Raw genomic sequence first — 21,604 nt, 5'->3', positions numbered from 1 at the left:
GCCGTCCCGGCTCCACGAACTCACCCACGACTGAACGGCCCGGCACATGCAGCCCTTCGAAACGAACCGCCACGGGCGAATCGTCTTCCCGTCCAATTTCTTTCCCGACATCGACTTCTCGACCGTCACCGACGTCGAGCAGCTCGACTCCGTGATCCGCCGCGACTTCGACACCAAGGCGCCGACGGCCTCGGAGATCCTCGCCCGCCACACGCGGGGCGACTACCGCAACAAGGTCGAACTCCTGCGTGATGTCGCACTGAATGCGTACTGGGCCAACCGTTTCGCGCTCACCATGTTCGACAAGCGGCCGACCCGATGGGCCGACGTGCCGCGCACCCGCGACGACCTGTACATGCCGGTCCTCACGCCCTGGCCCGATCAGGAGAGCAAGGTCGCCGAGGTCGAAGCCGCCTTCCGGCAGCTGCCCGCCGGCTGGGACGACGCCGCCGAGGACTGCATCTTCGAGACCGTCTTCGACGTCTTCGCCGCCCGCAAGCACGTCGCGGGCGCCCTGCCGACGGTCAAGCCGACCGTCGCGCAGCTCACCGCCGACCCGAAGAACATGACGCTGCGCCTCGGCAGCTACGACCCGAACTTCCGGGTCTACAGCTACGACGAGATCCTCGACTGCCACGAGGACGTCCCCGCGCTCGAGGCGCTGCGGCGCTGGTCGATGGTGCTGCACAACCAGCAGCCCTGGGACCGCAAGCAGGTCGAACTCGTCGAGGTGGGGCAGCTCCGCGACGACGACTACGTCGTGGTGTTCCACCCCCGCGACCGGCACGTGCAGCGGTTCATCTCGCGGGTCACCTCGGGCCGGACTGCGCCGGCGCCCCAGCGCGCCGCCGTCGAGCCCGTCCCGCCGGCCACGCCGTACCCGACGATCGACGTGCGCCGCGACTTCGCGGTGCAGCCGCGCATCGAGGCGCTCGCCGTCGCGCACGGTGACGTGGTGTGCACCAACGAGGACCTGATCCGCAACTCGGCGTACAACTGGTCGGCCATGACCGCCGACGAGGTGACCGCCAAGACCGGGATCGAGCAGCGCCGCTACACGTCGGGCTCGTTCTCCGAGCTCGCCCTGCAGGCGGCCCGCGCGGCCGTCGAGAAGGCACAGGTCGGCCCGGCCGACATCGGGGCGGTGCTGGTGTGCACCTGCACCAGCGACCGGCTCATCCCCTCGCTCGCGACGTACCTGTCCGGCGAACTGGGTATCGCCCAGACGCACGCGTCGTTCGACCTGGTCGCGGCGTGCGCGGGACTGCCGTACGGGCTGGCCGAGGCGACCCGGATCCTGCAGCATATCCGTCGTCCCGTCCTCGTGGTCTGCGTGGAGAAGTTCTCCGACAAGATCGGCAGTGTCCGTCCGTCCCGGATGATCTTCGGTGACGGTGCGGCCGCGCTCGTCGTCGGCGTCGCCCCCGAGGGTGCCGAACCCGACATCGAGTACCTGCAGACCTACGCGAGTGGACCCACCAGCGAGGTCAACTCGATCATCTGGCCCAACCCGGACTTCGACAACGCGATCACGGTGTACGGGCCGGAGGTCAAGAGCCTCGCGGGCCGCTACCTCACGCAGATGCTCGACGAGGTCCGCGCCCTGCCCGGCCTCGACGAGAGCGAGTCGCTGCTCGACGACATCGATCTGGTCGTCCCGCACCAGGCGAACAAGACGATGATCATCGACCTGGCGGCGAAGGCCGGACTCGCGGCGGACCGGCTGTACTTCAACATCGAGCAGGTCGGCAACGCGTCGTCGGCGAGCATCCCGCTCGCAATCCACGACGCGGTCCGCGACGGCGTCATCACCGAGCCCGTCCGGATCTTCGCACCCGGCTTCGGTGCCGGTGCCGTCGCCGGCTACTCGGTGATGCGGATCGACCCGGCGGTCGTGGCGATCGCACAGTAGCCGGCCCGGCTACCCGCTCGGCCCCCAGTCGTCCGCCACTGCGATCGCAGCAGCGGACGACTGGGGGCCGCGCGGCTGTGTTCTGCCGGCGCTCTGCTACGGCAACGTGCGGACCCAGTCGACGATCGCGCTCGCGACCTCGTGCGGAACCTCCGGGATCAGGGCATGTCCCGCACCGGGAACCAGCACGACGGTGACCCGGTCGGCGCCGAACTCGTCCGTGAGCTCCGCCCGCGTCGACGCCGGACGGAACACGTCGTCGCCGGCCTGCACGTCCAGCAGCGGCGACGGCGCGACCGGCCACCAGGATTCCTTGTCGGTGGCGGCCATCGCGCGGCGCTGCGCGACGATCGCCTCCGGCCACCAGTCGTCGAGCCAGACCGACGGGTCGTGCCCGTCCGCGAAGAACACCGCCCGCAGGTGCTCGAGCCGTTCGGAATCCGGCAGCGACAGGTCGGAGCACTTGGCGACGCGCTCGGTGAGCGAATCCGGAAATCGACGGGCACCCGCGGCGAGAATCGCGACCCCACGCACCAAATCGGGTCGATCCGCCGCGAGGACCCGCGCGACGTAGTGGCCGAAGGCGTGCCCGGCGAGGACGGCCGGGCCCGCACCCAGCCGCTCGATCACCTCGGCGACGTCGCGGGCGAGGTCGTGCAGGTCGAGGTCGTCGAGCGGACCGCGACTCGTGCCCACGCCGCGCGGCTGGGGCCGGATCGCACGGAACCCGGCCTCGGCAAGGTCCCGGGCGATCGGTGCGAACTCGTACGTGTCACGGCCGAGCGACGGCAGCAACACCACGGCCGGTCCGGTTCCGTCGACGAGCACTTCGAGGTCGACGTCGTCGAACGCGACCCTGCACACCTCGGTCATGGGATCCACCCCTTCCGGATGAGAATCTTCTCATCCCTCTCTCATTCGCGCGTCACGCCGCGGCCGCACCGTGGAGTCATGCGAACAGTGTGGACCGCCGCGATCGCCGTCGCCGCCGCCGTGGGCGTCGGTCTGCTCGCCTGGCTGACGTTGCGGCCGTCCCCGCCGTCGGAGCCGATGCCCCGCTCCCCCATCGTCGCGCCCGCCGTCGTCGCGCCGGCTCCCAGCCCCTCCGCGCCGGCCGAGCAGTCCCGCGGTTCTGCCCCCACCGTGCCCGGTGGGCTGGTCCCGCCCCCGCCCGCCGACGACCGGGACGACGACCATCGGGACGACGATCAGGACGACCTCGACGACGACTGGGACGACGACCTCGACGATCGGGACGGGTAGGATCGCCACGTGAGTCCGGGCCGGTCGCTGCCGAGCATCCGGCGACCTCGATTCCGCAGCGCACGTACCCGCATCACCGGATGGGTCCTGCTGCTGGTGCTGTGCGCACTGGCCGTCGTCAGCGGCCTGACGTGGCTACTGATGATCCGCTCCATCGACCAGCGCATGCTCGACTCGCTGCGCACCGAGATCGCCGAGTTCACCGCGCTGACCGAATCGGGCGTGGACCCCGCCACCGGTGCGCCCTTCGCGAACGTCGCCGACGTACTCCGGGTGGTCATCACCTACAACCTCGCGCGCCCCAACGAGAAGTTCCTCGGCTACGTCGACGGGCAGTTCCGGTTCCAGAGCCGGGAGCAGGCACCGATCCGGCTCGCCGAGGACGCCGGATTCACCGCGGTCGCCGGATCGGTCACCGCGCCCCAGGAGGGCTCCTACGAGAGCGGTGCGGGCGAGGTCCTGTACCTCGCCGTGCCGGTCGGGCTCGACGGCGACCCCGCCCGCGGAGTCGTCGTCGCCGCGTACTTCGCCGACCAGGAACGCGAGAGCGCAGCGGACACCGCCCGGCTCATGGTGCTCGGCGGTGCCCTGACCGCCCTGGCCGCGGCCGGCGCCGCCTGGCTGCTCGCCGGGCGGATCCTCGCCCCGGTCCGCAACATCACGGCCACCGCCCAATCCATCACCGACACCGACCTGTCCGGCCGCATTCCGGAACCACCGGGTCCAGGGGACGAGATTTCCGCTCTGACAACGACTCTCAATGCGATGCTCGACCGGGTCGAAACGGGAGTCGCGGCACAGCGTCGCTTCCTCGACGACGCGGGTCACGAACTGCGCACGCCCATCACGATCGTGCGCGGACACCTCGAGGTCATGGATGCCCAGGACGCCGAGGACGTGCGCCAGACCGTCGCCCTGGTGGACGACGAGCTCGAACGCATGAACCGGATCGTGTCGGACCTGTTGCTGCTCGCGCGGGCGGAACAGCCGGCATTCGTCCGGCCGCACCGGGTCGACGTCGCGGAGTTGACGGCGGAGATCTTCGACAAGGCACGTCGTCTCGCCGACCGGGACTGGCGGCTCGAGACGTCGTCGCCGGTGTCCGTCGAACTGGACGCGCAACGCATCACGCAGGCCGTGCTCGCATTGGCGGACAACGCAAGTCATCACACCGGGCCGGGCGACCGCATCGGCCTCGGAACACAGTTCTCCGACCGCGAGCTCCGCTTCTGGGTGTCCGACACCGGATCCGGAATCGACCCGGCAGATCAGGCCGTGATCTTCGATCGGTTCGCGCGGGGCGACTCGGGCAGCGTCCGCTCCGAGGGCGCCGGACTCGGCCTGTCCATCGTGCGTGCCATCGCCGTCGCGCACGGCGGCCGGGTCACCGTCGGCAGCGTGCCCGGCCAGGGCTCCACGTTCACCGTCACCGTTCCCGTCGAGCCCGTCGCCACCGGGCCGGACGCCGCAGGAGAGTACCCATGAGCAGGATCCTGATCGCCGAGGACGAGCAGCGCATCGCGTCCTTCATCGAGAAGGGACTGCGCGCCAACGGATTCAGCACCGAGGTCGTCGCCGACGGGGTCACGGCGTACGGGCGGGCACGCAGCGGCGACCACGACCTGATGGTGCTCGACATCGGGCTGCCGCAGATGGACGGCTTCGCGGTGCTGGCCCTGCTGCGACGCGACGGCTCGACCCTCCCCGTGATCGTGCTGACCGCCCGCGACAGCGTGCAGGACGTGGTGGCGGGCCTCGAGGGCGGCGCCGACGACTACATGCCGAAGCCGTTCAAGTTCGAGGAACTCGTGGCCCGGATCCGATTGCGGCTCAACCCCGATCGCGGCGCAGAAACGACGGTGCTGCGCAACGGGGACCTGAGCCTGGACCTGCGGACCCGCCAGGTCGGGGTCGACGGGCGCACGGTCGACCTCTCGGCCCGCGAGTTCGCTCTCGCGGAGGCGTTCCTGCGGCACCCGGGACAGGTGCTGAGCCGGGAACAGCTGCTCTCGCAGGTGTGGGGGTACGACTTCGACCCCGGCTCCAACGTGGTCGACGTCTACGTGCGGTACCTGCGGGCCAAGATCGGCGCCGGACGTATCGAGACGGTGCGCGGGATGGGCTATCGACTGCTCGCGCACCCCTGACCTGCCGGCGGCGCGGGAGGCGTCGGCACGCGGCCGCGCCCCCGCGCCGTCGATGACTCAGTCGTCGTCCCGGTCGTCGTCCCAATCGTCGTTGCCGTCGTCGTCTCGGTCGTCGTCCCGGTCGTTGCCGTCGTCGTCGAGGTCGTCACAGCGGTCGTCCCACGCCTCGAAGTGCTCCTCGACGTAGTCGGGGTACGCGTCGTCCCAGTCGTCGAACCACCCCTCGCAGGTGGTCACGTCGATCGCGGGCCACCCGTCCCCCGGCGGGACGACGACCGCGGCGGCACCGGGCTGGGGCGCCGACGTCGCCGGGACGCGAGGGGTGTCGTCGGAATCGTCTGCCGTCGCGACCCCCGCGGCACCGAGGGTCGCCGCCGCGGCGAGAGCGCCTACCGCGATCCACTTCCTGCCGAACTCCATGACCAACCTCCTGTCGGTGGTGCGCCCTGTTGCGCAACACCCACTCTCGATCCCGCGCGTGAAACCTCGGGGAGACCGGCATGAGGGAGTTCTCATGATCGAAAACCGGGGGGTGGGTGCTGTGCTGCGAGGCGCCGCACGGACAATCGATCGACCGCACGGATCCCCCGGTCCGTGCGTCGTCCCGAGAGAAAGAGACACGCATGAAGATTCGTCGACTCGTCGCCACCGCGGCCGGGTGCGCTGCCCTCGTCGTCGCCGCGCCGGCCACCGCGAACGCCTTCTCGCTCGCAGACCTGCTGCCCACCGGCTCCGCGGACTTCCTGTTTCCGCAGCCCGCGCCGCCGGCACCCGCCCCGGCACCCCAGGCCGCGCCGCCGGCTCCCGCCCCCGCCCCGGCGCCCCAGGCGGCCCCGGCCCCTGCGCCGAGCGCCGGCTACAAGAACTGCACGGAGGCGTGGAACGCGGGCGTGGCACCGCTGTACCGGGACGAGCCCGGCTATGCGCCGAAGCTGGACCGCGACGACGACGGCGTCGCGTGCGAGGTCGATCCCCGCTAGGACCGCCCTCCACGACAACGGGGGCCTGCGACCGTCGCCGGTCGCAGGCCCCCGTTGCAATATGCGGTGGTCGGAGCCGGCGCGGTGGTCAGAGCCAGCGCGGCGGTTGTTCGTCGGCGCCGGCGGTGAGTCCGACGGCGCCGCGCCCGGCGGCCCAGCGCACGACGGCGGCGAGCGGGCCGCTCACCTTCGCGGTCGTGGCGGCATCGTCGCGGACCGCGATCGGGGCGCGCCCCTCCACCTCGAGCACGAGACCGGCCCCGAGGTCCTTCCTGCGCCACATGCCCACGACGTCGTCGAGCAGCGAGTCGAGGACGACGGGCGGGAAGTCGCCGAAGCGCGCGCCGTTGCCCAGGTCCACCGCGTGGATCCACACCTCGCGGGTGCGCATCCACGCGGTCTCCTCGGCCGGCACCATCCGGCCCTGTGCGGTGCGGACCTGTGCCTGCCACGCCGATTCCGGCAGGTGCCGCCACTTCTCGTCGAGCCGGGCCACGGTGTGGGCGAACAGGTTTTGCAGCGCCGCGGCGTTCAGGGTGGCGCCTTCGGCGATCTCCTGGGCGCGCTGCTCGGTGGAGGCGTACATGGGTGTCTCGACGCCCGTGGCCGCCCAGTCCATGAGCCGGCACAACGCCGCGGCGTTGTAGCCGACGTGCGCGACGAGGTGCTTGCGGGTCCATCCCTCGAGCGCGGTCGGGGTGTCCAGCTCGTCGTCGGTGAGTTCGGCGAGCCGCTGGGAGAAGTACGCGGTGCCGCGCCGGGCGATCAGCAGCCGCTCGGACAGGTCGAGATCGTTGAACCCCACAGGCATGCTCCTACTTGACGACGGTCTTGTTGCGCACCGTACCGAGGCCCTCGATGCTGACCTCGACCGTCTCCCCGTCGCCGATGTAGCGGGCGGGCTTGCGGGCGTGCCCCACCCCGCCGGTGGTGCCGGTGATGATGACGTCGCCGGGCTGCAGGGTGACGATGTGGGAGATGTAGTCCACCAGCTTGGCCGGGGTGAACACCAGGTCGTCGGTGGTGGCCGACTGCATGACCTCACCCTCGAGCCGGGTCTCGATGCGGCTGCCGAGGGTGTAGTCGGTGCTCAGGAACGGACCGAAGCCGCTGGTCTTCTCGAAGGTCTTGCCCTGGTCCCACTGCAGCGTGCGGTACTGGTAGTCGCGCATCGTGTAGTCGTTGATCACCGAGTAGCCGGCGATGTACTGCTCGGCGTCGGCCTCGGACACCTGGTACGCCTGCTTGCCGATCACGACGGCCAGCTCGGCCTCCCAGTCGAGCTGACCGGCGGCGTACTCGGGGACGATCACGTCGTCGTAGGGGCCGGTGAGGGCCTCCTTGAACTTCGAGAACAGCGTCGGATACTCGGGCAGGTCGCGGCCCATCTCCTTGATGTGGGTGGCGTAGTTCAGGCCGACGCAGACGATCTTGCCGGGGTTGGGCACGACCGGCGCGTAGTCGGCGTCCGTCAGGTCGACGGTGCGGCCGGCGGCCTGCTCGGCGACGGTCTTCCAGGTCGGGTCGGCCAGCAGTGCGGACAGGTCGGCGTAGCCGTCGACGACGGTGGCGGTGGTGTCGGAATCGACGCGCACGGCGGCGGTGGTGCCGTCGAGGCGGAGGGTGGCGAGTCGCATGTCGGGTCAGGCTCCTTCGGAGATGTAGGTGCGGTTGAAGTGCAGGCGTTCGACGATGGGGGCGTCGGAGAAGGCGAACAGGTCGACGCCGCCGTCGGTCTCGAGCGACCATTCCACCCAGGACGGCACGACGATCATGTCGCCCTTGGTGACGTCGTGGTCGGTGCCGCCGAGGTGGAACCGGCCTTCGCCCTCGAAGACCTGGAACACGGTCGAGCCGACGTCGCGCCGGGTGCGGGTGTGGGCGCCGGCCCGCAGCCGGTGGAACTCGGCGCGGATGGTGGGCATGACGTCGCCGCCGGTGGTCGGGTTGGTGTACCGGATCGCGGCATGGCCCGGTTCGGGGGTGGCGGCGTAGCCCTCGTCCTCGAGGGCGAGCTGCTCGTTCAGCGCGGCGTCGGTGTACTTCCAGCGGTAGCACGCGATCGGCGAGCTGGCCTTGGCGTCGAGACCGACCAGCGGGCGCAGGCCCGGGTGCACCCACAGCCGCTCGGACCGGGAGACGTCGGGGGTGGACTCGTCGGTCACGCCGTCGGATCCGAACTCGAAGAACCCGGTGTCGGTGTAGTTGACGAACGGGATGTCGAGGCCGTCGATCCACGCCATCGGGTGGTCGGTCTCGTTGTGGTGCCCGTGGAAGTTCCAGCCGGGGGTGAGCAGGAAGTCGCCGCGGCACATGGCCACCGGATCGCCGTTGACCACGGTCCACACGCCTTCACCCTCGACGACGAACCGGAAGGCGTTCTGCGAGTGCCGGTGCTCGGGCGCGGTCTCCTTGGGTCCGAGGTACTGGATCGCCGCCCACAGCGTGGGGGTGACGTAGGGGACGCCGCCGAGTCCGGGGTTGGCCAGGGCGATGGCACGCCGCTCACCGCCGCGGCCCACAGGGACGAGGTCACCGGCCCGCTGAGCGAGCGGGTACAGGGTCGACCACTTCCACACGAACGGCACGGCCTTCGACGTCGGCACCATCGGCATCAGGTCGCCGAGCTGGGTCCACAGCGGGTTGAGGTGCTCGGCCTCGAAGTCCGTGTAGAGCTGCTGCAGCTCGGGATCGGTGTTCTCGGTTGCGGTCATGACCTCTCCTCGTGAAGCGGGACACCTGCGGCGTTGCTCTCAACGTAGGTCGCCCGGTCCCGCGCCGCCCATGCAATTCTGCTATACGGAATCCGAGGCCCGATCCGTGCCGCATCGCCCCGCGTCACTCGATGTGCGCTACCTCGACCTCGATCCCCCGGATCGCGGTCCGCATCCGGGAGACGAGAGAGCCGTCGAGGTGCTGGCGGTAGCGCGTGATCGGCACCGCCGCCGTGAGCGCCGCGATCGCCCGCCCGTGCCCGTTGCGGACGGCGACGCCGAACGCGGCGACCCCCTCCTCCGTCTGCTCGACGTTGACGGCGAACCCCACCTTGCGGGCCGCCTCGAGCTCGGTGAGGAACACCTCGAACTCGCCGGGGGCGAGCCGGCGGTCCACCCCGTAGCCCACCGTCGGGCGCGGATCGACGTGCGGCTCCTCGGGCGGTCGCAGGTAGAGCTGCTCCAGCGTCTGTCTCGGCAACTCCGCCAACAGGATTCGACCACCGGCGGTGAGCTCCGCGGGAAGCACCTGGCCCTGCCGGTCGCCGACCCGCAGCATCGACTCGGATTCCGCGGAGTAGAGGAACCGGGCCTGCGACCCCACCCGGACGACGAGGTTGATCGTCTCGCCGGTCAGGATCGCCAGCGCCTCCATGTGCGGCCTGCTGAGGTCGGCGAGCTCGCGCGTCCAGCCCTGCTGTGCGGGCCCCACCCCCATCGCCGGCCCGGGATGGTAGCGGCGCTTCTCGTCCTGCACGGCGAACCCGCGGTAGACCAGCATCGAGAGCAGACGGTGGGCCGTCGACGGCGCCGTCCCGAGTTCCTCCGCGGCGTCCTTGAGCCGCAGCGCGCCGACGTCGCGGAGCATCTGCAGCAGCCGCAGCGCGTTGTCCACCGACTCGAGCGCGTACGACGGCCGGGTGATGGTCTTGGACGCCCTCTTCGGCGCCGGCGGTTTTTTCTGCACAACAGAACTTTATTGCAGCGGCGGAGTGGGGCGCATCACGGTAGAAGCATGCACAGTTCCCCCGACGCCGTCGCCACCGGCGACCGCACGATCGTCCTGCATCGCGGGACAGCGCTCGCCGTGATCGTCTGCTGGCTGTTCGTCGTCTTCGACGGCTACGACCTCATCGTCTACGGCAACGTCATCTCGAGCCTCCAGGACGAGTGGGGCATCAGCGCCGCGACCGCCGGCACCCTCGGCAGCCTCGCCTTCCTCGGCATGATGATCGGCGCGGTGCTCGCCGGGCGCCTGTCCGACGCGATCGGCCGCAAGCAGGCCGTCATCGGCTGCGTCGTGGTGCTGTCGGTGTTCACCACGCTCTGCGCCGTCGCCACCGGCCCCATCATGTTCGGGGCGATGCGGCTGATCGCCGGCCTGGGCCTCGGCGGCCTGGTCCCCACGTCGAACGCGCTGGCCGCCGAACTGGTCCCGCCGCGATGGCGTGCGGCCGTCGCGACGATGATGATGTCGGGCGTGCCGATCGGCGGGTCCGTCGCGGCCCTGCTCGGCATCCCCGTCATTCCCCACTGGGGCTGGCGCCCGATGTTCCTGTTCGCCCTCGTGCCCCTGTTCGTCCTGGTGCCGTTGGCGCTGAAGTACCTGCCCGACACGCATTCCAAGACGGACGCCCCCACCGGCGGCGGCTTCCGCGAGCTGCTCGGGTCGCGGTTCCGGACCATCAGCGTCATGTTCGCTCTCGTCACCGTGGTGACGCTGCTCGCCTGGTACGGCCTGGGCACCTGGCTGCCGAAGCTCATGCAGAACACCGGCACCGACCTCGGCAGCGCCCTGACCTTCGCGCTCGCGCTGAACCTCGGCGCGGTGGCCGGCTCGTTCATCACCGCGTGGGGCGGCGTGCGGTTCGGCACCGTGCCCACGAGCATCGTCGCCGCGTTCGTCGCCGGTGTCGCGCTGCTCGCCCTGCTGCTCTCCCCGCCCACCGCGATCGTGTACGCGATCTTCGTGCTCGCCGGCGTCGGCACCCACGGAACGCAGTGCCTGATCATCGCGGCGGTGGCCTCCTACTACCCCGACCACCTGCGCGGCACCGCGCTCGGCTGGGCTCTGGGTGTCGGCCGGATCGGCGCCGTCGCGGCCCCGCAGATCGGCGGCTGGCTGCTCGCCGCCGGGCTGGGCGCGAACTCCAACTTCATCCTCTTCGCCGTGAGCGCACTGATCGCCTCGCTGCTGCTGACCGTCGTGTGGAAGCGATTCCCCGTCAGCAACGACGCGCCGCGCGGCCCGATCCTCGCCCACTGATCCACCCCTCATCCCGATACCGATCACAAGGAGTGTCATGTCCGATCTGAAGGACGCCCGGGTTCTCGTCGCCGGCGGCGGCATCGGCGGCGTCGCCAACGCCCTCGCCCTCGCCCTCCGGGGTGCCGAGGTCACGCTGTTCGAGCGCGCGTCGGAATTCGGCGAGGTGGGCGCCGGACTGCAGATCGGCCCGCACGGCTCCCGCATCCTCCAGGCGCTCGGCGTCTACGACGAGGTCATCTCCAAGGGGGTCCTGCCGAAGAACCTCGTCTTCCGCGACGCCGTCACCGCCGAGATCCTCACCAAGGTCGACCTCGGCCACGACTACCAGCAGCACTACGGCGGGGTGTACTTCGTCGTGCACCGTTCCGATCTGCACTCGGTGCTCGTCGAGGCCGCACGCCGGGCCGGCGCCGACCTGCGCACCGACGCCGCCGTGCACGACGTCGTCACCGAGGGCGACAAGGTCCGCGTCATCCTCGAGAGCGGCGAGGAGCACGTCGGCGACATCGCCCTCGGCATGGACGGCCTGCACTCGCGGCTGCGCCCGAAGCTGTCCGACGACAAGCCGGTCGGCTCCGGGTACGTCGCCTTCCGCGGCACGTTCCCGATGGACGAGGTCCCCCTCGAGGAGGAGATCGAGGACGTCGTCGGTTACATCGGCCCGCGCTGCCACTTCATCCAGTACCCGCTGCGCCAGGGCGAGATGCTCAACCAGGTGGCCGTCTTCCAGTCGCCCGCCTTCCTGCGCGGCGAGGAGAAGTGGGGCAGCCCCGAAGAACTCGCGCACGCCTACGACCACTGCCACGAGAGCGTGCAGACCGCGCTGAAGTACCTGTGGACCGACCGGTGGTGGCCGATGTTCGACCGCGACCCGATCGACAACTGGGTCGACGGCCGCATGATCCTGCTCGGCGATGCCGCCCATCCCCCGTTGCAGTACCTCGCCTCCGGCGCCGTGATGGCCCTCGAGGACGCCAAGTGCCTGGCCGACTACGCCGCCGAGGACTACCGGGGCGACAACGCCAACTGGCCGCAGATCCTGCGTGACGTCAACGCCGAACGCGCCCCGCGCTGCAACCGCATCCTCACCACCGGCCGCATGTGGGGCGACCTGTGGCACCTCGACGGCGCCGGCCGCGAGGCCCGCAACGAGCTGTTCCGCACCCGCGACACGTCGAGCTACAAGTACACCGACTGGCTCTGGGGCTACAGCTCCGACCGCCACCGCTGACTCCCACCGTCGCCGGTCCGATCGCCCGAATGCGCGGGCCGAATGTCACACCGGTTCGATTGAATCGAACCGGTGTGACATTCGGCCACGGGCTCGTAGGCTGGCGCGCATGGGGTCACTGCGGGCTGCCGTCGTGGGTGGGGGGATCATCGGGGCCGCCACCGCGCGCGAGCTGGCGACGCACGGCGCCGACGTCACGCTGTTCGAGAAGGAGCCCCGGCTCGCCGCGCACCAGACCGGTCACAACAGCGGCGTCGTGCACGCCGGGCTGTACTACCCGCCCGGCAGCCTCAAGGCGCGCCTGTGCCGGCGCGGGGTGCACCTGCTCGCCGAGTTCACCGCCGCCCGCGCCCTGCCGTACGACGAGTGCGGCAAGATCGTCGTCGCACTCGACGCGAGCGAGCTCGACCGGCTCGACGCCATCCACGAACGCGCCGTCGCCAACGGCGTGCCCGGGATCCGCCGCATCGGGCCGGAGGAGATCACCGACATCGAGCCGCACGCGCGCGGCATCGCCGCGCTGCACTCCCCGCACACCGCGATCGTCGACTACGTCGCGGTGACCACCGCCCTCGCCGACGACGTCACGGCGTCGGGCGGCACCGTCCGCCTGGCCACACCCGTCACGGCGATCCGCCCCCGCGGCGACGAGGTGCTCGTCGGCACCGGCACCGGCACGGACGGCTTCGACCTGGTGATCACGTGCGCGGGCCTGCAGTCGGACCGGCTCGCCCACGACGCCGGGGACCCCGCGACGCCCGCGATCGTGCCGTTCCTCGGCGACTACCACCTGCTGCGGCCCGACGTGGCCGGGCGGGTGCGCGGACTGATCTATCCGGTGCCCGATCCGCGGTACCCGTTCCTCGGGGTCCACCTGACCAAACGGATCGACGGGGCGATCATGCTGGGGCCCAACGCATTCCTGGCGCCGGGACGCGAAGCGTACGACGGCCGGTCGAGGTCGCTGCGGGACCTGCGCGACGCCGTGCTCTTCCCCGGCTTCCGCAGGTTCGCCGCACGCAACGTCCCGGCCGCGATGCGCGAGCTGCGCACGGCGGTCAGCATCCGGCGGTTCGTCGCCGAGGCCGCGAAGTACGTGCCCGGACTGACCGTCGCCGACGTGCTGCCGGGCCCGCGGGGGATCCGCGCGCAGGCAATGGACGCCGACGGCTCGCTCGTCGACGACTTCGTCATCACCGGGCACGGGCGGGTGGTGCACCTGCGCAATGCGCCCTCCCCCGGCGCGACGTCGTCGATGGCGATCGCCGAGTACCTCGTGGACGCGGCCCTCGAACGGGCGGGCCTGCGGACCTGACGCCCCGGTGTCACCGTCGCCAGAACAGGTGGTGGATCACGCCGCTCGGGCTGGGCACGACCTCGAGGTGGAACCGATCGAGCAGCTCGTCGGGCGACTCCCACAGGCGCACCCCGGCTCCGAGCTGCACCGCCGGTACGACCGCCACGTGCATGGTGTCGACGAGGTCCGCGTCGAGGAATTCCCGGATGGTGGTGGCCCCGCCCCCGAGCCGGACGTCCTTGCCCTGCGCCGCCTCCCGCGCCTGCGTGAGGACCGTGGCCGGGTCGCCGTCGACGAAGTGGAACGTCGTGTCGGACAGCGTGAACGACGGTCGCGGATGGTGGGTCAGCACGAACACCGGGGTGTGGAAGGGCGGTTCGCCGCCCCACCAGCCGCGCCAGTCGTGGTCCTGCCACGGCCCCCGTTGCGGACCGAACTTGTTCCGGCCCATGATCTCGGCACCGATGTTGCGGGCGAAGTCCCGCGTGAAGTAGTCGTCGAGGCCCCGGCTCCCGCCCGGATCGGTACGGTTGGGCCAGCTCGCGGTCGCGCCGGCCCACGCGAACATCGAACCGGGGTCCGCGTGCCCGAACGGCCGCTCGAGGCTCTGGCCTTCCCCGGCTCCGAAACCGTCCCCCGAGACGGCGAAGTTCTGAACCCTCACCAGCTGATCCACCGGGCACCTCCTGCACTGTCGACAGCATTGCACAGGTTCGGACTCCGCGAGGCGGGCAAACTCATCGGCGCACGAGGGATCCGTCCGTTCACACGACGTACGTCTCGAGCCACCGCTTCATCACGGCGGTGGCGTGCGCGAGCGTCTCGGGCTGCACCGACCGCAGGTCGGCGGCGACGGCGTCGGCCGCCCCGGCCCCGAGGGTCGCCTCCAGCGACGCCCGGTACTCGTCGATCGCGAGCCAGTCGGCCAGCTGGTCGGCATCGGCCTCGAGATGGAACTGCACCCCGTAGCTGCTCCCGTGCCGGAACACCTGGTTCGGGTAGGCCCGCGACGAGGCGAGCAGGGTGGCGCCCGGCGGCAGGTCGAAGGTGTCGGCGTGCCACTGCAGCACCGGGAAGGTGGACGGCAGCTCGCCCCACACCGGGTCGGCGGCCGAGGCGTGCGCGAGTTCCACCTCGCCCACGCCGACCTCCGGGACGGGGCCGGTGTGGACGTCGGCGCCGAGGGCCGCGGCGAGCAGCTGGGCGCCGAGGCACACCCCCCACACCGGAATGCCGGCGGCCACGGCCGCCCGCAGGTAGGCGATCTCCTCGCCGAGCCACGGCACCGTCGCGGCGTCGGCGACGCCCATCGGGCCACCCATGACCACGACGGCGGCGTAGTCGAGCGCGGCGGGCACCGGGTCGCGCCAGAGCCGCACGGTGTGGACCTGCACGTACTGCTCGAGCACCGGCAGATACGCGGCCGGGCCCTCGCAGTCGAGGTGGCGGAGTTCCAGGACGACAGGGTTCATCGCCTCAGCATGCCCGCTGCACGTTGCCCCGCGGGTGCCCGGAGCGTGAACGTTCGGTGAGCGAACGTCGCCGTCGGTGCTCCCCCACCGACGACCGTCGCCGTGGTGCGATGGGGGAAGGCGGCCCGACGGGCGGGCCCGCGACGGAAGGATTCGACATGGCACGGATCGTGATCATCGGCGGCCACGGGAAGGTGGCCCTGCACCTCGAGCGGCTGCTCGCCGACGCCGGCGACGAGGTGACCGCGGTGATCCGCAACCCCGACCACGCCGACGACGTGCGCGCCGCAGGTGCGACGCCGGTCGTGGCCGACGTCGAGCACTTCGGCGTCGACGACCTCGTGCCGCTGCTCGAGGGGCACGACGCGGTGGTGTGGTCGGCGGGCGCGGGCGGCGGCAACCCGCAGCGCACGTACGCCGTGGACCGCGACGCGGCGATCGGGTCCATGACCGCGGCCGAGCGTGCGGGGGTCCGCCGCTACGTGATGGTGTCGTACTTCGGGGCCGGCCCGGACCACGGCGTTCCCGAGGACAACGGCTTCTACGCGTATGCCGAGGCGAAGGCGGCCGCGGACGCGCACCTGCGCGGCACGGACCTGGACTGGACGATTCTGGGCCCGAGCGCGCTGACCCTCGATCCGCCGACCGGCCGGATCGAGACCGGCCCGGACGCCGGCAAGGGACAGGTCTCGCGGGCGGATGTGGCGGCGGTCGCGGCCGCGGTACTGCACCGGCCCGCGACGGTGCGACGCACGATCGAGTTCAACAACGGGGACACCCCGATCGGGGACGTCCTCGACGCGCTCGGCTGAGCCGCCCTTGACGGACGCCGCGGGCGAGGCCGATCGTGGACACCGTCGGCAGTATCGGGGCTCGACGACAGGGGCACCACCATGAAGGTTCTCGTTGCGTACGCCAGCCGGCACGGCGCCACCGCCGGGATCGCGGAGCGGATCGCCGAGGTGATCCGGGCGGAGGGGCACACGGCGGACACGGTGCAGCTCCCGGCTGCGACCTCGGTGGACGACTACGACGCGTGCGTCGTCGGCAGTTCCGCGTACCTGGGGCACTGGGAGAAGGCGGCGAGCGCATTCGTCCGCGAGCACCGCGACGGGCTCGTCGCCCGCCCGGTCTGGCTGTTCACCAGCGGACCGCTCGGCACCGAGGAGGTCGACGAGCAGGGACAGAACGTGCGGGAGAGCGCGGCCCCGCGGGAACTGCCGGAGCTGACCGATGCGATCGCACCCCGGGAGCATCACGTCTTCTTCGGCGCGCTGGACCCGAAGACGCTCGGGGTCGGGGCGCGGGTGATGCGCAAGCTTCCTGCCGGCCGGAAGCTGCTGCCCGAAGGAGATTTCCGGGACTGGCAGGAGATCGAGGACTGGGCGCGGAGCATCGTCCGGGCGCTGGCGTGATCGCAACACAGGAGGGCGCCTGGGACTCGGGCATGCCCTACCTGTGCGCCGGGACGGGCCCGCCCCTGCTGTTCATGCCCGGATTGTCGACTCACCACCGGCTGCCCCGCGGCTTCGACCGGCGCACCCAGCTCGCGCAGATCGCGCCCTGGACGACGATGCGGCGGGTGTGGTGGGTGAACCGCCGGCCGGGCCTGCCGCCGGGGACCACCATGGCCGATCTCGCCCGCGACTACGCGGTGGCGATGCCCGGCCGCTTCCCCGGTCCGGTCGATGCGCTCGGCATCTCGACCGGCGGCAGCGTCGCGCTCCAGTTGGCTCTCGACCATCCGGAGCTGGTGCGCCGGCTGGTGCTCGTGGCCTCGGCGGCCCACCTCGGCCCGGGCCGCGACGTGCAGCGTCGGGCCGCGGCGGCCGTGCGGGCGGGGCACCCGCGGCGGGCGATGGCGGAACTCGCGGCGACGACGGGGGCGCGGCGATGGTCGCGCGCGCTGCTGTGGGTGCTGGGATGGCTGCTCGAGCCGTCGGGGGCCCGGCACGGGTACGACGATTTCCTCGTCGTGGTCGACGCCGAGGACCGGTTCGACGTGACCGCCCGGCTCGCCGAGGTGACGTGTCCGGTGCTGGTGCTCGGCGGTGACCGGGACGGGTTCTACGGCGCCGACCTGTTCCGGGAGGTGGCGGCCGCCGTGCCGCGGGGACGAGCCGTCGTCCGGCCCGGGGTGGGCCATCTGGGCGTGATGACCGGCGACCGGTGGGTGCGGGACGCGTCGAGCTTCCTCGACACGCCCGACGCGCCGGGCTTCCCCGAGACGTGGCAGCCACCCTCCGTCGCGGCCGGATAATCGGCACGTCCGGCGTGGCCGGATGATCATCGGGACAGGCCGGCGGAGGGAGCGCACGTGAAGGTACTGGTCGCGTACACGACGGCGTACGGGGCGACGCGCGGCGTGGCGGAACGGATCGCGCAGCGGCTCACCGAGGCCGGGCACGAGGCGGACCTGCACGATCTCGCCGAGCCGGTCGATCCGTCGGCCCATGCCGCCGTCGTGCTCGGCAGCTCGGTGCACAACGGGCAGTGGCTCGCTCCCGCCGCCCGATTCGCGGATCTGCATCGCGCGCACCTCGCGGGCAAGCCCGCGTGGTTGTTCTCGGTGCAGACCATCGGTGCGACGAGCGCGATGATCTCCGGGCGGCTCGCCGGCTGGGTGCGGCCGAAGATGAAGGAACCGAAGGTGGCGGCGACGCTGCGGGCGACGGCGACGGTGCGCGAGTACCGGGCCTTCGCGGGCGCGATCGAGCCGGAGCAGTGGCCGGGGATCGTGGGCCGGGTGGTGTTCCGCCTCGCCGGCGGCCGATACGGCGATCACCGGGACTGGGCCGACATCGATGCCTTCGCCGCCCGGATCATCCGGAATATCGACCGGCCGTAGCCGAAAATCACGTTTCCGGTCGACCTCGTATTTCACGCGAAAGGCACATTTCGGCTATTTTCCGGCGCATCTTCGCGCGGGTCCGGCAGAAATTGTATTTCACCGGCGGAACGCCCTGAACAGCGACGATATACGACGATCGCCAAAACAGGTTGATCGGTATCTTCGTACGCCTGCGACACGCCCGCGCCCCGTGTTACACATGGAGCGGACACCCGCACATCGAACGGAAGGACTCGCATGTCAGCGCAAATTCTGGAATTGCTCGGCTCCCTCGACCTCGGAGAAATCCTGAAGCGCCTGCTGGACAGTCTCGGTAGTTGATCATCGGAGAAGCGAGGGTCCGCACACGCCCCGTGCGGACCCTCTCCCGTCGCAGCATCGAAGATCCGGGACCCGCCGACCCTCGAAGGTGACTCACATGCGCCGTGCGCGATCGTCCCGCTCGCGAACGACCGCGGCGCTGGCGGCCGTCCTGGCCGGGGCCGCCCTCGTCGTCGGTGCACCCGCGGCCGCCCAACCCGATCCCGGCGGCTCGTACATCCAGCGGGTCGAGGAGCACGGCGCCCGGCAGCGCACCCTGTTCGTGTATTCGGCGTCGATGCAGCGCGTGATCCCGGTGGCCGTGCTGACGCCGCGGGACACCGGCGCCCCACGCCCGGTGCTCTACCTGCTCGCCGGCGCGGGCGGCGGCGACGGCGGCACCCTCACCTGGCTCGACCGCACCGACGTGGCCGACTTCTTCGCCGACAAGGACGTCAACGTCGTGCTGCCGCTCGACGGCGCGTTCAGCTACTACACCGACTGGAAGCAGGACGACCCCGTCCTCGGCCGGAACAAGTGGACGACCTTCCTGACCCGCGAGCTGCCGCCGATCGTCGACGCGGCTCTCGGCACCACGGGAGCCAATGCCATTGCGGGACTGTCGATGTCGGGAACGTCGGTCCTGAGCCTCGTGCAGTCCGCACCGGGGCTGTACCGCGGGGTCGGCGCGTTCAGCGGCTGCGCCCAGACCAGCACCCGTCCCGGCCGGACCTACGTCGAGCTCGTCGTCGAGGTGCGCGGCGGAGGCGACACCGACAACATGTGGGGACCCGAGGGCGATCCCGCATGGGTGGCGAACGACCCGTACGTCAACGCCGAGAAGCTACGCGGAACACAGATCTACCTGTCCAACGGCACCGGGCTGCCCGGTCCGTACGACCGGCTCGATCATCCGAACGTCGGCGGCGACCCGGCGAACCTCGCCGAACAGGTCGTCGTGGGAGGCATCATCGAGGCCGCCACCAACGAGTGCACACACCAGCTGGCCCGCCGCCTCGCCGAGCTCGGCATCCCGGCCACCGTCGACTTCCGGCCCGTGGGTACCCATTCGTGGGGCTACTGGCAGGAGGACCTGCACCGCGCGTGGCCCATGCTCGGTGCCTCGGTGGGTGCCTGAGAGACACGACGGCGCCGACGCCCGGGATCGCCGGGCGCCGGCGCCGCCGCCGGACGGAATCAGGCCTGTGGCGCCAGTTCCCGGGCGGACACCGGCGACGTGTCGGTCGCCGCTGCGATGGCTTCTTCGAACTCGCGGTGACCGGCCTGCGACCCGAGCTGCAGCGCGAGCCGCACCAAGAACCCTTCCCGGTCGGACGGATCGACCTGGTCGAGCGCGTCGGACAGGCCGAGCCAGACGTTCTCACGACGCTGCTCGCCCTCTGTGAGGATCTGCGCCGGGCGCGCGGGAACCGCCGGTCCCTCGGGGGCCGTGCCGGCGCGGAGCGCGGCGGCGACGCCGGACAGGTCGCCGACCGGCACCCGGCACAGCAGCAGCCCGTCGGGCCGGATCACGAAGGCCTCGCCCGGGGTCGCGCCCAGCGCCTCGGCCAGGTCGGGCGCGTCGAGCACCGTGACATCATCGGAACCGTCGGCACCGGAACCGTCGGCACCGGAACCGTCGGCACCGGAACCGTCGGCACCGGAACCGTCGGCACCGACGACGACGGCACGCACGCTCTCCGGCGCCAGCGCGGCGGCGAGGTCGGCCGCGGCCGCCGCGAGCGCGGCGCTGCCGGCGGCGTCGAGACCGAAGCCCACGACGGCGAACCCGTTGCCGCGCACCGCGTTGAGCGACGACTCGGTGCCGCCGCCGGCGGTGGCGACCCGCACGCGGCGGTCCTCGACGGGGTCGCCGGGCAGGACCCCGGTCAGGCCTTCCGCGACGGGCCAGGTCAGCGGCGACAGGCGGGCGTGGGTGGCGCTGGACTGGCGCGGGTTGATCAGTTCCCCGAATTCGGGGCGGTTCACGGCGAGCGCGAGCACGGCATCGCGGGTGGTGCGGTAGCCGTGGGTGCCCGGGGACATGATGAGCGTGGACTTACCGGCGTTGGCGACGTTCTGCTCCCACGCGTCGTGTCGTTCGATCGAGTACGCCTGCAGCAGCGCGCGGTCGGCGTTGCCGTGGACGACGGCGGCGAGCTGCCAGGCCAGGGTCTCGGCGTCCTCCATGCCGGAGTTCAGGCCGCGCACGCCGAAGATCGGCACGAGGTGCGCGGCGTCGCCGGCGAAGAGGAGGCGGTCGTGGGTGAACTCGCGCAGCGCGAGGGCGCGGGCGCTGTAGAACCCGTGCCACTCGAGCGTCCAGGGCAGGTCGTTCTGCAGCCAGTCCAGGTGCTTGGTGATGCGGGCCCGGATGGCGTCCTCGCGGGTCTCGATCTCCGCGTCCTCGGACGGATCGAGCTGGTAGTCGATGCGCCAGATGTTCTTCGGCTGCTTGTGCATGATGATCGTCGAGCCGGGGTTGCTGGGCGGATCGAACCAGACCATCCGCTCGGCGGGCAGCTCCGACTCCCAGTGGATGTCGGCGATGACGTAGCGGCCCTCGTAGTTGGTGCCCTCGAGTCGCAGACCGGCGAGCTCACGCATGCGGCTGCGGCCGCCGTCGGCGGCGACGACCCACGCGGCCCGCAGGTGGCGCTTGCCGAAGGCGGTGTCGACCTCCAGGGTCACCTGGTCGTCGTCGCGCAGGATGCCGGCGATGCTCGCCTGCCAGTGCAGGGTGATCAGCGGGTTCTGCTCGATGGTGTCGACGACGATCTGCTCGTACTCGGACTGCGAGACATTGATCATCGGCGGTCGCACGTCGAACTCGCGCTGCGGCATCCGGAAGTGCAGCACCTGCTGGTCACGGTAGAAGCTGCGGCCGCCGACCCAGGGCAGGACGATCTTCTCCAGCTCGGCGCCGAAGCCGAGACGTGCGGCGGCCTCGAGGCTGTGCCGGGAGATGCAGATGGCACGGCTGCCGAAGGAGACCTGGTCTGCCGCCTCGAGGATCGTCACGGGGATGCCGCGCTGGGCGAGGCCGAGGGCGACGGCCATGCCGACGGGTCCGGCTCCGACGACGACCACGGGCAGCGCCTCGGCGTCGGGTTGCATCGACGCGAAGTCGGAGGCGGGGTACTTGCGGGGCTGGTAGTAGGTCGACAT

The 21,604-nt window shown here is 71.3% G+C and carries 22 protein-coding genes; 13 read left to right on the top strand and 9 right to left on the bottom strand.

Annotation, left to right across the window (positions count from 1 at the left end; translation table 11 throughout):
- The first annotated feature begins 46 nt into the window (after nt 1-46).
- A complete protein-coding gene (locus QNA09_RS06680) occupies nt 47-1,912 on the top strand; it encodes a 3-oxoacyl-ACP synthase III family protein (RefSeq protein WP_010592337.1) in 1,866 nt (621 codons plus the stop codon).
- Between the two features lie 96 nt (nt 1,913-2,008).
- Here the strand turns inward: QNA09_RS06680 and QNA09_RS06675 are convergent, their stop codons facing one another.
- A complete protein-coding gene (locus QNA09_RS06675; protein WP_248957503.1) occupies nt 2,009-2,785 on the bottom strand; it encodes an alpha/beta fold hydrolase in 777 nt (258 codons plus the stop codon).
- 78 nt (nt 2,786-2,863) lie between these two features.
- On the opposite strand from QNA09_RS06675, the gene QNA09_RS06670 reads away from it, so the two are divergent.
- Genes QNA09_RS06670 through QNA09_RS06660 form a run of 3 tightly spaced genes read left to right on the top strand, consistent with a single transcriptional unit; the run spans nt 2,864 to nt 5,322 of the window.
- Nucleotides 2,864-3,175, top strand: a complete 312-nt coding sequence (locus QNA09_RS06670; RefSeq protein ID WP_248957502.1) for a hypothetical protein — start codon at nt 2,864-2,866, stop codon at nt 3,173-3,175.
- A 9-nt stretch (nt 3,176-3,184) separates the two neighbouring features.
- Nucleotides 3,185-4,660 carry a cell wall metabolism sensor histidine kinase WalK gene (locus QNA09_RS06665; RefSeq protein WP_248957501.1) on the top strand — a complete coding sequence of 492 codons (1,476 nt, stop codon included), beginning with the start codon at nt 3,185-3,187 and terminating at the stop codon, nt 4,658-4,660.
- The gene (locus tag QNA09_RS06660; protein ID WP_017680492.1) at nt 4,657-5,322 is read left to right on the top strand and encodes a response regulator transcription factor; all 666 of its coding nucleotides are present in this window, start codon (nt 4,657-4,659) and stop codon (nt 5,320-5,322) included. Before QNA09_RS06665 ends, QNA09_RS06660 begins: the two co-directional genes overlap by 4 nt.
- Before the next feature lie 57 nt (nt 5,323-5,379).
- Here the strand turns inward: QNA09_RS06660 and QNA09_RS06655 are convergent, their stop codons facing one another.
- The gene (locus tag QNA09_RS06655) at nt 5,380-5,742 is read right to left on the bottom strand and encodes a hypothetical protein (RefSeq protein ID WP_040275664.1); all 363 of its coding nucleotides are present in this window, start codon (nt 5,740-5,742) and stop codon (nt 5,380-5,382) included.
- Between the two features lie 203 nt (nt 5,743-5,945).
- Between QNA09_RS06655 and QNA09_RS06650 the strand changes: the two genes are divergently transcribed.
- Nucleotides 5,946-6,302, top strand: a complete 357-nt coding sequence (locus QNA09_RS06650; RefSeq protein WP_010592342.1) for an excalibur calcium-binding domain-containing protein — start codon at nt 5,946-5,948, stop codon at nt 6,300-6,302.
- 88 nt (nt 6,303-6,390) lie between these two features.
- On the opposite strand, the gene QNA09_RS06645 is transcribed toward QNA09_RS06650, so the two are convergent.
- The 4 genes from QNA09_RS06645 to QNA09_RS06630 all read right to left on the bottom strand — a co-directional run bounded on the left by QNA09_RS06645 (nt 6,391) and on the right by QNA09_RS06630 (nt 9,983).
- On the bottom strand, nt 6,391-7,107 hold the full coding sequence (locus QNA09_RS06645) for a maleylpyruvate isomerase family mycothiol-dependent enzyme (RefSeq protein WP_283108483.1): 717 nt from the start codon (nt 7,105-7,107) through the stop codon (nt 6,391-6,393).
- A 10-nt stretch (nt 7,108-7,117) separates the two neighbouring features.
- Complete coding sequence (locus QNA09_RS06640; protein WP_010592344.1) at nt 7,118-7,939, bottom strand: fumarylacetoacetate hydrolase family protein; 822 nt, start codon at nt 7,937-7,939, stop codon at nt 7,118-7,120.
- Nucleotides 7,940-7,945: 6 nt separating this feature from the next.
- Nucleotides 7,946-9,016: a cupin domain-containing protein gene (locus QNA09_RS06635; RefSeq protein WP_010592345.1), complete on the bottom strand. Its 1,071-nt coding sequence runs from the start codon at nt 9,014-9,016 to the stop codon at nt 7,946-7,948.
- A 124-nt stretch (nt 9,017-9,140) separates the two neighbouring features.
- Entirely contained in the window at nt 9,141-9,983 is an 843-nt protein-coding gene (locus QNA09_RS06630) for an IclR family transcriptional regulator (RefSeq protein WP_248957499.1), read from the bottom strand.
- A 48-nt stretch (nt 9,984-10,031) separates the two neighbouring features.
- On the opposite strand from QNA09_RS06630, the gene QNA09_RS06625 reads away from it, so the two are divergent.
- The 3 genes from QNA09_RS06625 (at nt 10,032) to lhgO (ending at nt 13,831) form a co-directional block, all read left to right on the top strand.
- Complete coding sequence (locus QNA09_RS06625) at nt 10,032-11,282, top strand: aromatic acid/H+ symport family MFS transporter (protein ID WP_248957498.1); 1,251 nt, start codon at nt 10,032-10,034, stop codon at nt 11,280-11,282.
- Nucleotides 11,283-11,319: 37 nt separating this feature from the next.
- On the top strand, nt 11,320-12,516 hold the full coding sequence (locus tag QNA09_RS06620) for an FAD-dependent monooxygenase (protein ID WP_017681870.1): 1,197 nt from the start codon (nt 11,320-11,322) through the stop codon (nt 12,514-12,516).
- A gap of 109 nt (nt 12,517-12,625) precedes the next feature.
- Nucleotides 12,626-13,831: an L-2-hydroxyglutarate oxidase gene (gene lhgO / locus QNA09_RS06615; protein WP_010592349.1), complete on the top strand. Its 1,206-nt coding sequence runs from the start codon at nt 12,626-12,628 to the stop codon at nt 13,829-13,831.
- A 10-nt stretch (nt 13,832-13,841) separates the two neighbouring features.
- Here the strand turns inward: lhgO and QNA09_RS06610 are convergent, their stop codons facing one another.
- Complete coding sequence (locus QNA09_RS06610) at nt 13,842-14,489, bottom strand: dihydrofolate reductase family protein (RefSeq protein WP_010592350.1); 648 nt, start codon at nt 14,487-14,489, stop codon at nt 13,842-13,844.
- Between the two features lie 88 nt (nt 14,490-14,577).
- Complete coding sequence (locus tag QNA09_RS06605; protein WP_010592351.1) at nt 14,578-15,285, bottom strand: type 1 glutamine amidotransferase; 708 nt, start codon at nt 15,283-15,285, stop codon at nt 14,578-14,580.
- Nucleotides 15,286-15,443: 158 nt separating this feature from the next.
- On the opposite strand from QNA09_RS06605, the gene QNA09_RS06600 reads away from it, so the two are divergent.
- The 5 genes from QNA09_RS06600 to QNA09_RS06580 all read left to right on the top strand — a co-directional run bounded on the left by QNA09_RS06600 (nt 15,444) and on the right by QNA09_RS06580 (nt 19,574).
- The gene (locus QNA09_RS06600; RefSeq protein ID WP_017681872.1) at nt 15,444-16,097 is read left to right on the top strand and encodes an SDR family oxidoreductase; all 654 of its coding nucleotides are present in this window, start codon (nt 15,444-15,446) and stop codon (nt 16,095-16,097) included.
- Between the two features lie 81 nt (nt 16,098-16,178).
- Nucleotides 16,179-16,700 carry a flavodoxin domain-containing protein gene (locus QNA09_RS06595; protein WP_010592353.1) on the top strand — a complete coding sequence of 174 codons (522 nt, stop codon included), beginning with the start codon at nt 16,179-16,181 and terminating at the stop codon, nt 16,698-16,700.
- Nucleotides 16,697-17,545: an alpha/beta fold hydrolase gene (locus tag QNA09_RS06590; protein WP_238424135.1), complete on the top strand. Its 849-nt coding sequence runs from the start codon at nt 16,697-16,699 to the stop codon at nt 17,543-17,545. Before QNA09_RS06595 ends, QNA09_RS06590 begins: the two co-directional genes overlap by 4 nt.
- A gap of 57 nt (nt 17,546-17,602) precedes the next feature.
- Nucleotides 17,603-18,133, top strand: a complete 531-nt coding sequence (locus QNA09_RS06585) for a flavodoxin domain-containing protein (protein WP_017681874.1) — start codon at nt 17,603-17,605, stop codon at nt 18,131-18,133.
- Nucleotides 18,134-18,554: 421 nt separating this feature from the next.
- On the top strand, nt 18,555-19,574 hold the full coding sequence (locus QNA09_RS06580) for an alpha/beta hydrolase family protein (RefSeq protein WP_064065903.1): 1,020 nt from the start codon (nt 18,555-18,557) through the stop codon (nt 19,572-19,574).
- A gap of 59 nt (nt 19,575-19,633) precedes the next feature.
- On the opposite strand, the gene QNA09_RS06575 is transcribed toward QNA09_RS06580, so the two are convergent.
- Nucleotides 19,634-21,604: an FAD-dependent monooxygenase gene (locus QNA09_RS06575; protein WP_248957497.1), complete on the bottom strand. Its 1,971-nt coding sequence runs from the start codon at nt 21,602-21,604 to the stop codon at nt 19,634-19,636.

The sequence above is a fragment of the Rhodococcus sp. AH-ZY2 genome (assembly GCF_030916465.1).
Taxonomy (GTDB): Bacteria; Actinomycetota; Actinomycetes; order Mycobacteriales; family Mycobacteriaceae; genus Rhodococcus; species Rhodococcus ruber.
The sequence above is the reverse complement of the archived record's forward strand: the minus strand, read 5'-3'. Positions and strand labels throughout refer to the sequence as shown.

What these genes read in the sequence shown, in the direction of transcription:
- QNA09_RS06635 (WP_010592345.1), bottom strand. Translation starts at nt 9,016, where the DNA reads ATGACCGCAACCGAGAACACCGATCCCGAGCTGCAGCAGCTCTACACG.
- QNA09_RS06655 (WP_040275664.1), bottom strand. Translation starts at nt 5,742, where the DNA reads ATGGAGTTCGGCAGGAAGTGGATCGCGGTAGGCGCTCTCGCCGCGGCG.
- QNA09_RS06605 (WP_010592351.1), bottom strand. Translation starts at nt 15,285, where the DNA reads ATGAACCCTGTCGTCCTGGAACTCCGCCACCTCGACTGCGAGGGCCCG.
- lhgO (WP_010592349.1), top strand. Translation starts at nt 12,626, where the DNA reads ATGGGGTCACTGCGGGCTGCCGTCGTGGGTGGGGGGATCATCGGGGCC.
- QNA09_RS06640 (WP_010592344.1), bottom strand. Translation starts at nt 7,939, where the DNA reads ATGCGACTCGCCACCCTCCGCCTCGACGGCACCACCGCCGCCGTGCGC.
- QNA09_RS06675 (WP_248957503.1), bottom strand. Translation starts at nt 2,785, where the DNA reads ATGACCGAGGTGTGCAGGGTCGCGTTCGACGACGTCGACCTCGAAGTG.
- QNA09_RS06600 (WP_017681872.1), top strand. Translation starts at nt 15,444, where the DNA reads ATGGCACGGATCGTGATCATCGGCGGCCACGGGAAGGTGGCCCTGCAC.
- QNA09_RS06660 (WP_017680492.1), top strand. Translation starts at nt 4,657, where the DNA reads ATGAGCAGGATCCTGATCGCCGAGGACGAGCAGCGCATCGCGTCCTTC.
- QNA09_RS06595 (WP_010592353.1), top strand. Translation starts at nt 16,179, where the DNA reads ATGAAGGTTCTCGTTGCGTACGCCAGCCGGCACGGCGCCACCGCCGGG.
- QNA09_RS06580 (WP_064065903.1), top strand. Translation starts at nt 18,555, where the DNA reads ATGCGCCGTGCGCGATCGTCCCGCTCGCGAACGACCGCGGCGCTGGCG.
- QNA09_RS06620 (WP_017681870.1), top strand. Translation starts at nt 11,320, where the DNA reads ATGTCCGATCTGAAGGACGCCCGGGTTCTCGTCGCCGGCGGCGGCATC.
- QNA09_RS06575 (WP_248957497.1), bottom strand. Translation starts at nt 21,604, where the DNA reads ATGTCGACCTACTACCAGCCCCGCAAGTACCCCGCCTCCGACTTCGCG.
- QNA09_RS06670 (WP_248957502.1), top strand. Translation starts at nt 2,864, where the DNA reads ATGCGAACAGTGTGGACCGCCGCGATCGCCGTCGCCGCCGCCGTGGGC.
- QNA09_RS06625 (WP_248957498.1), top strand. Translation starts at nt 10,032, where the DNA reads ATGCACAGTTCCCCCGACGCCGTCGCCACCGGCGACCGCACGATCGTC.
- QNA09_RS06680 (WP_010592337.1), top strand. Translation starts at nt 47, where the DNA reads ATGCAGCCCTTCGAAACGAACCGCCACGGGCGAATCGTCTTCCCGTCC.
- QNA09_RS06650 (WP_010592342.1), top strand. Translation starts at nt 5,946, where the DNA reads ATGAAGATTCGTCGACTCGTCGCCACCGCGGCCGGGTGCGCTGCCCTC.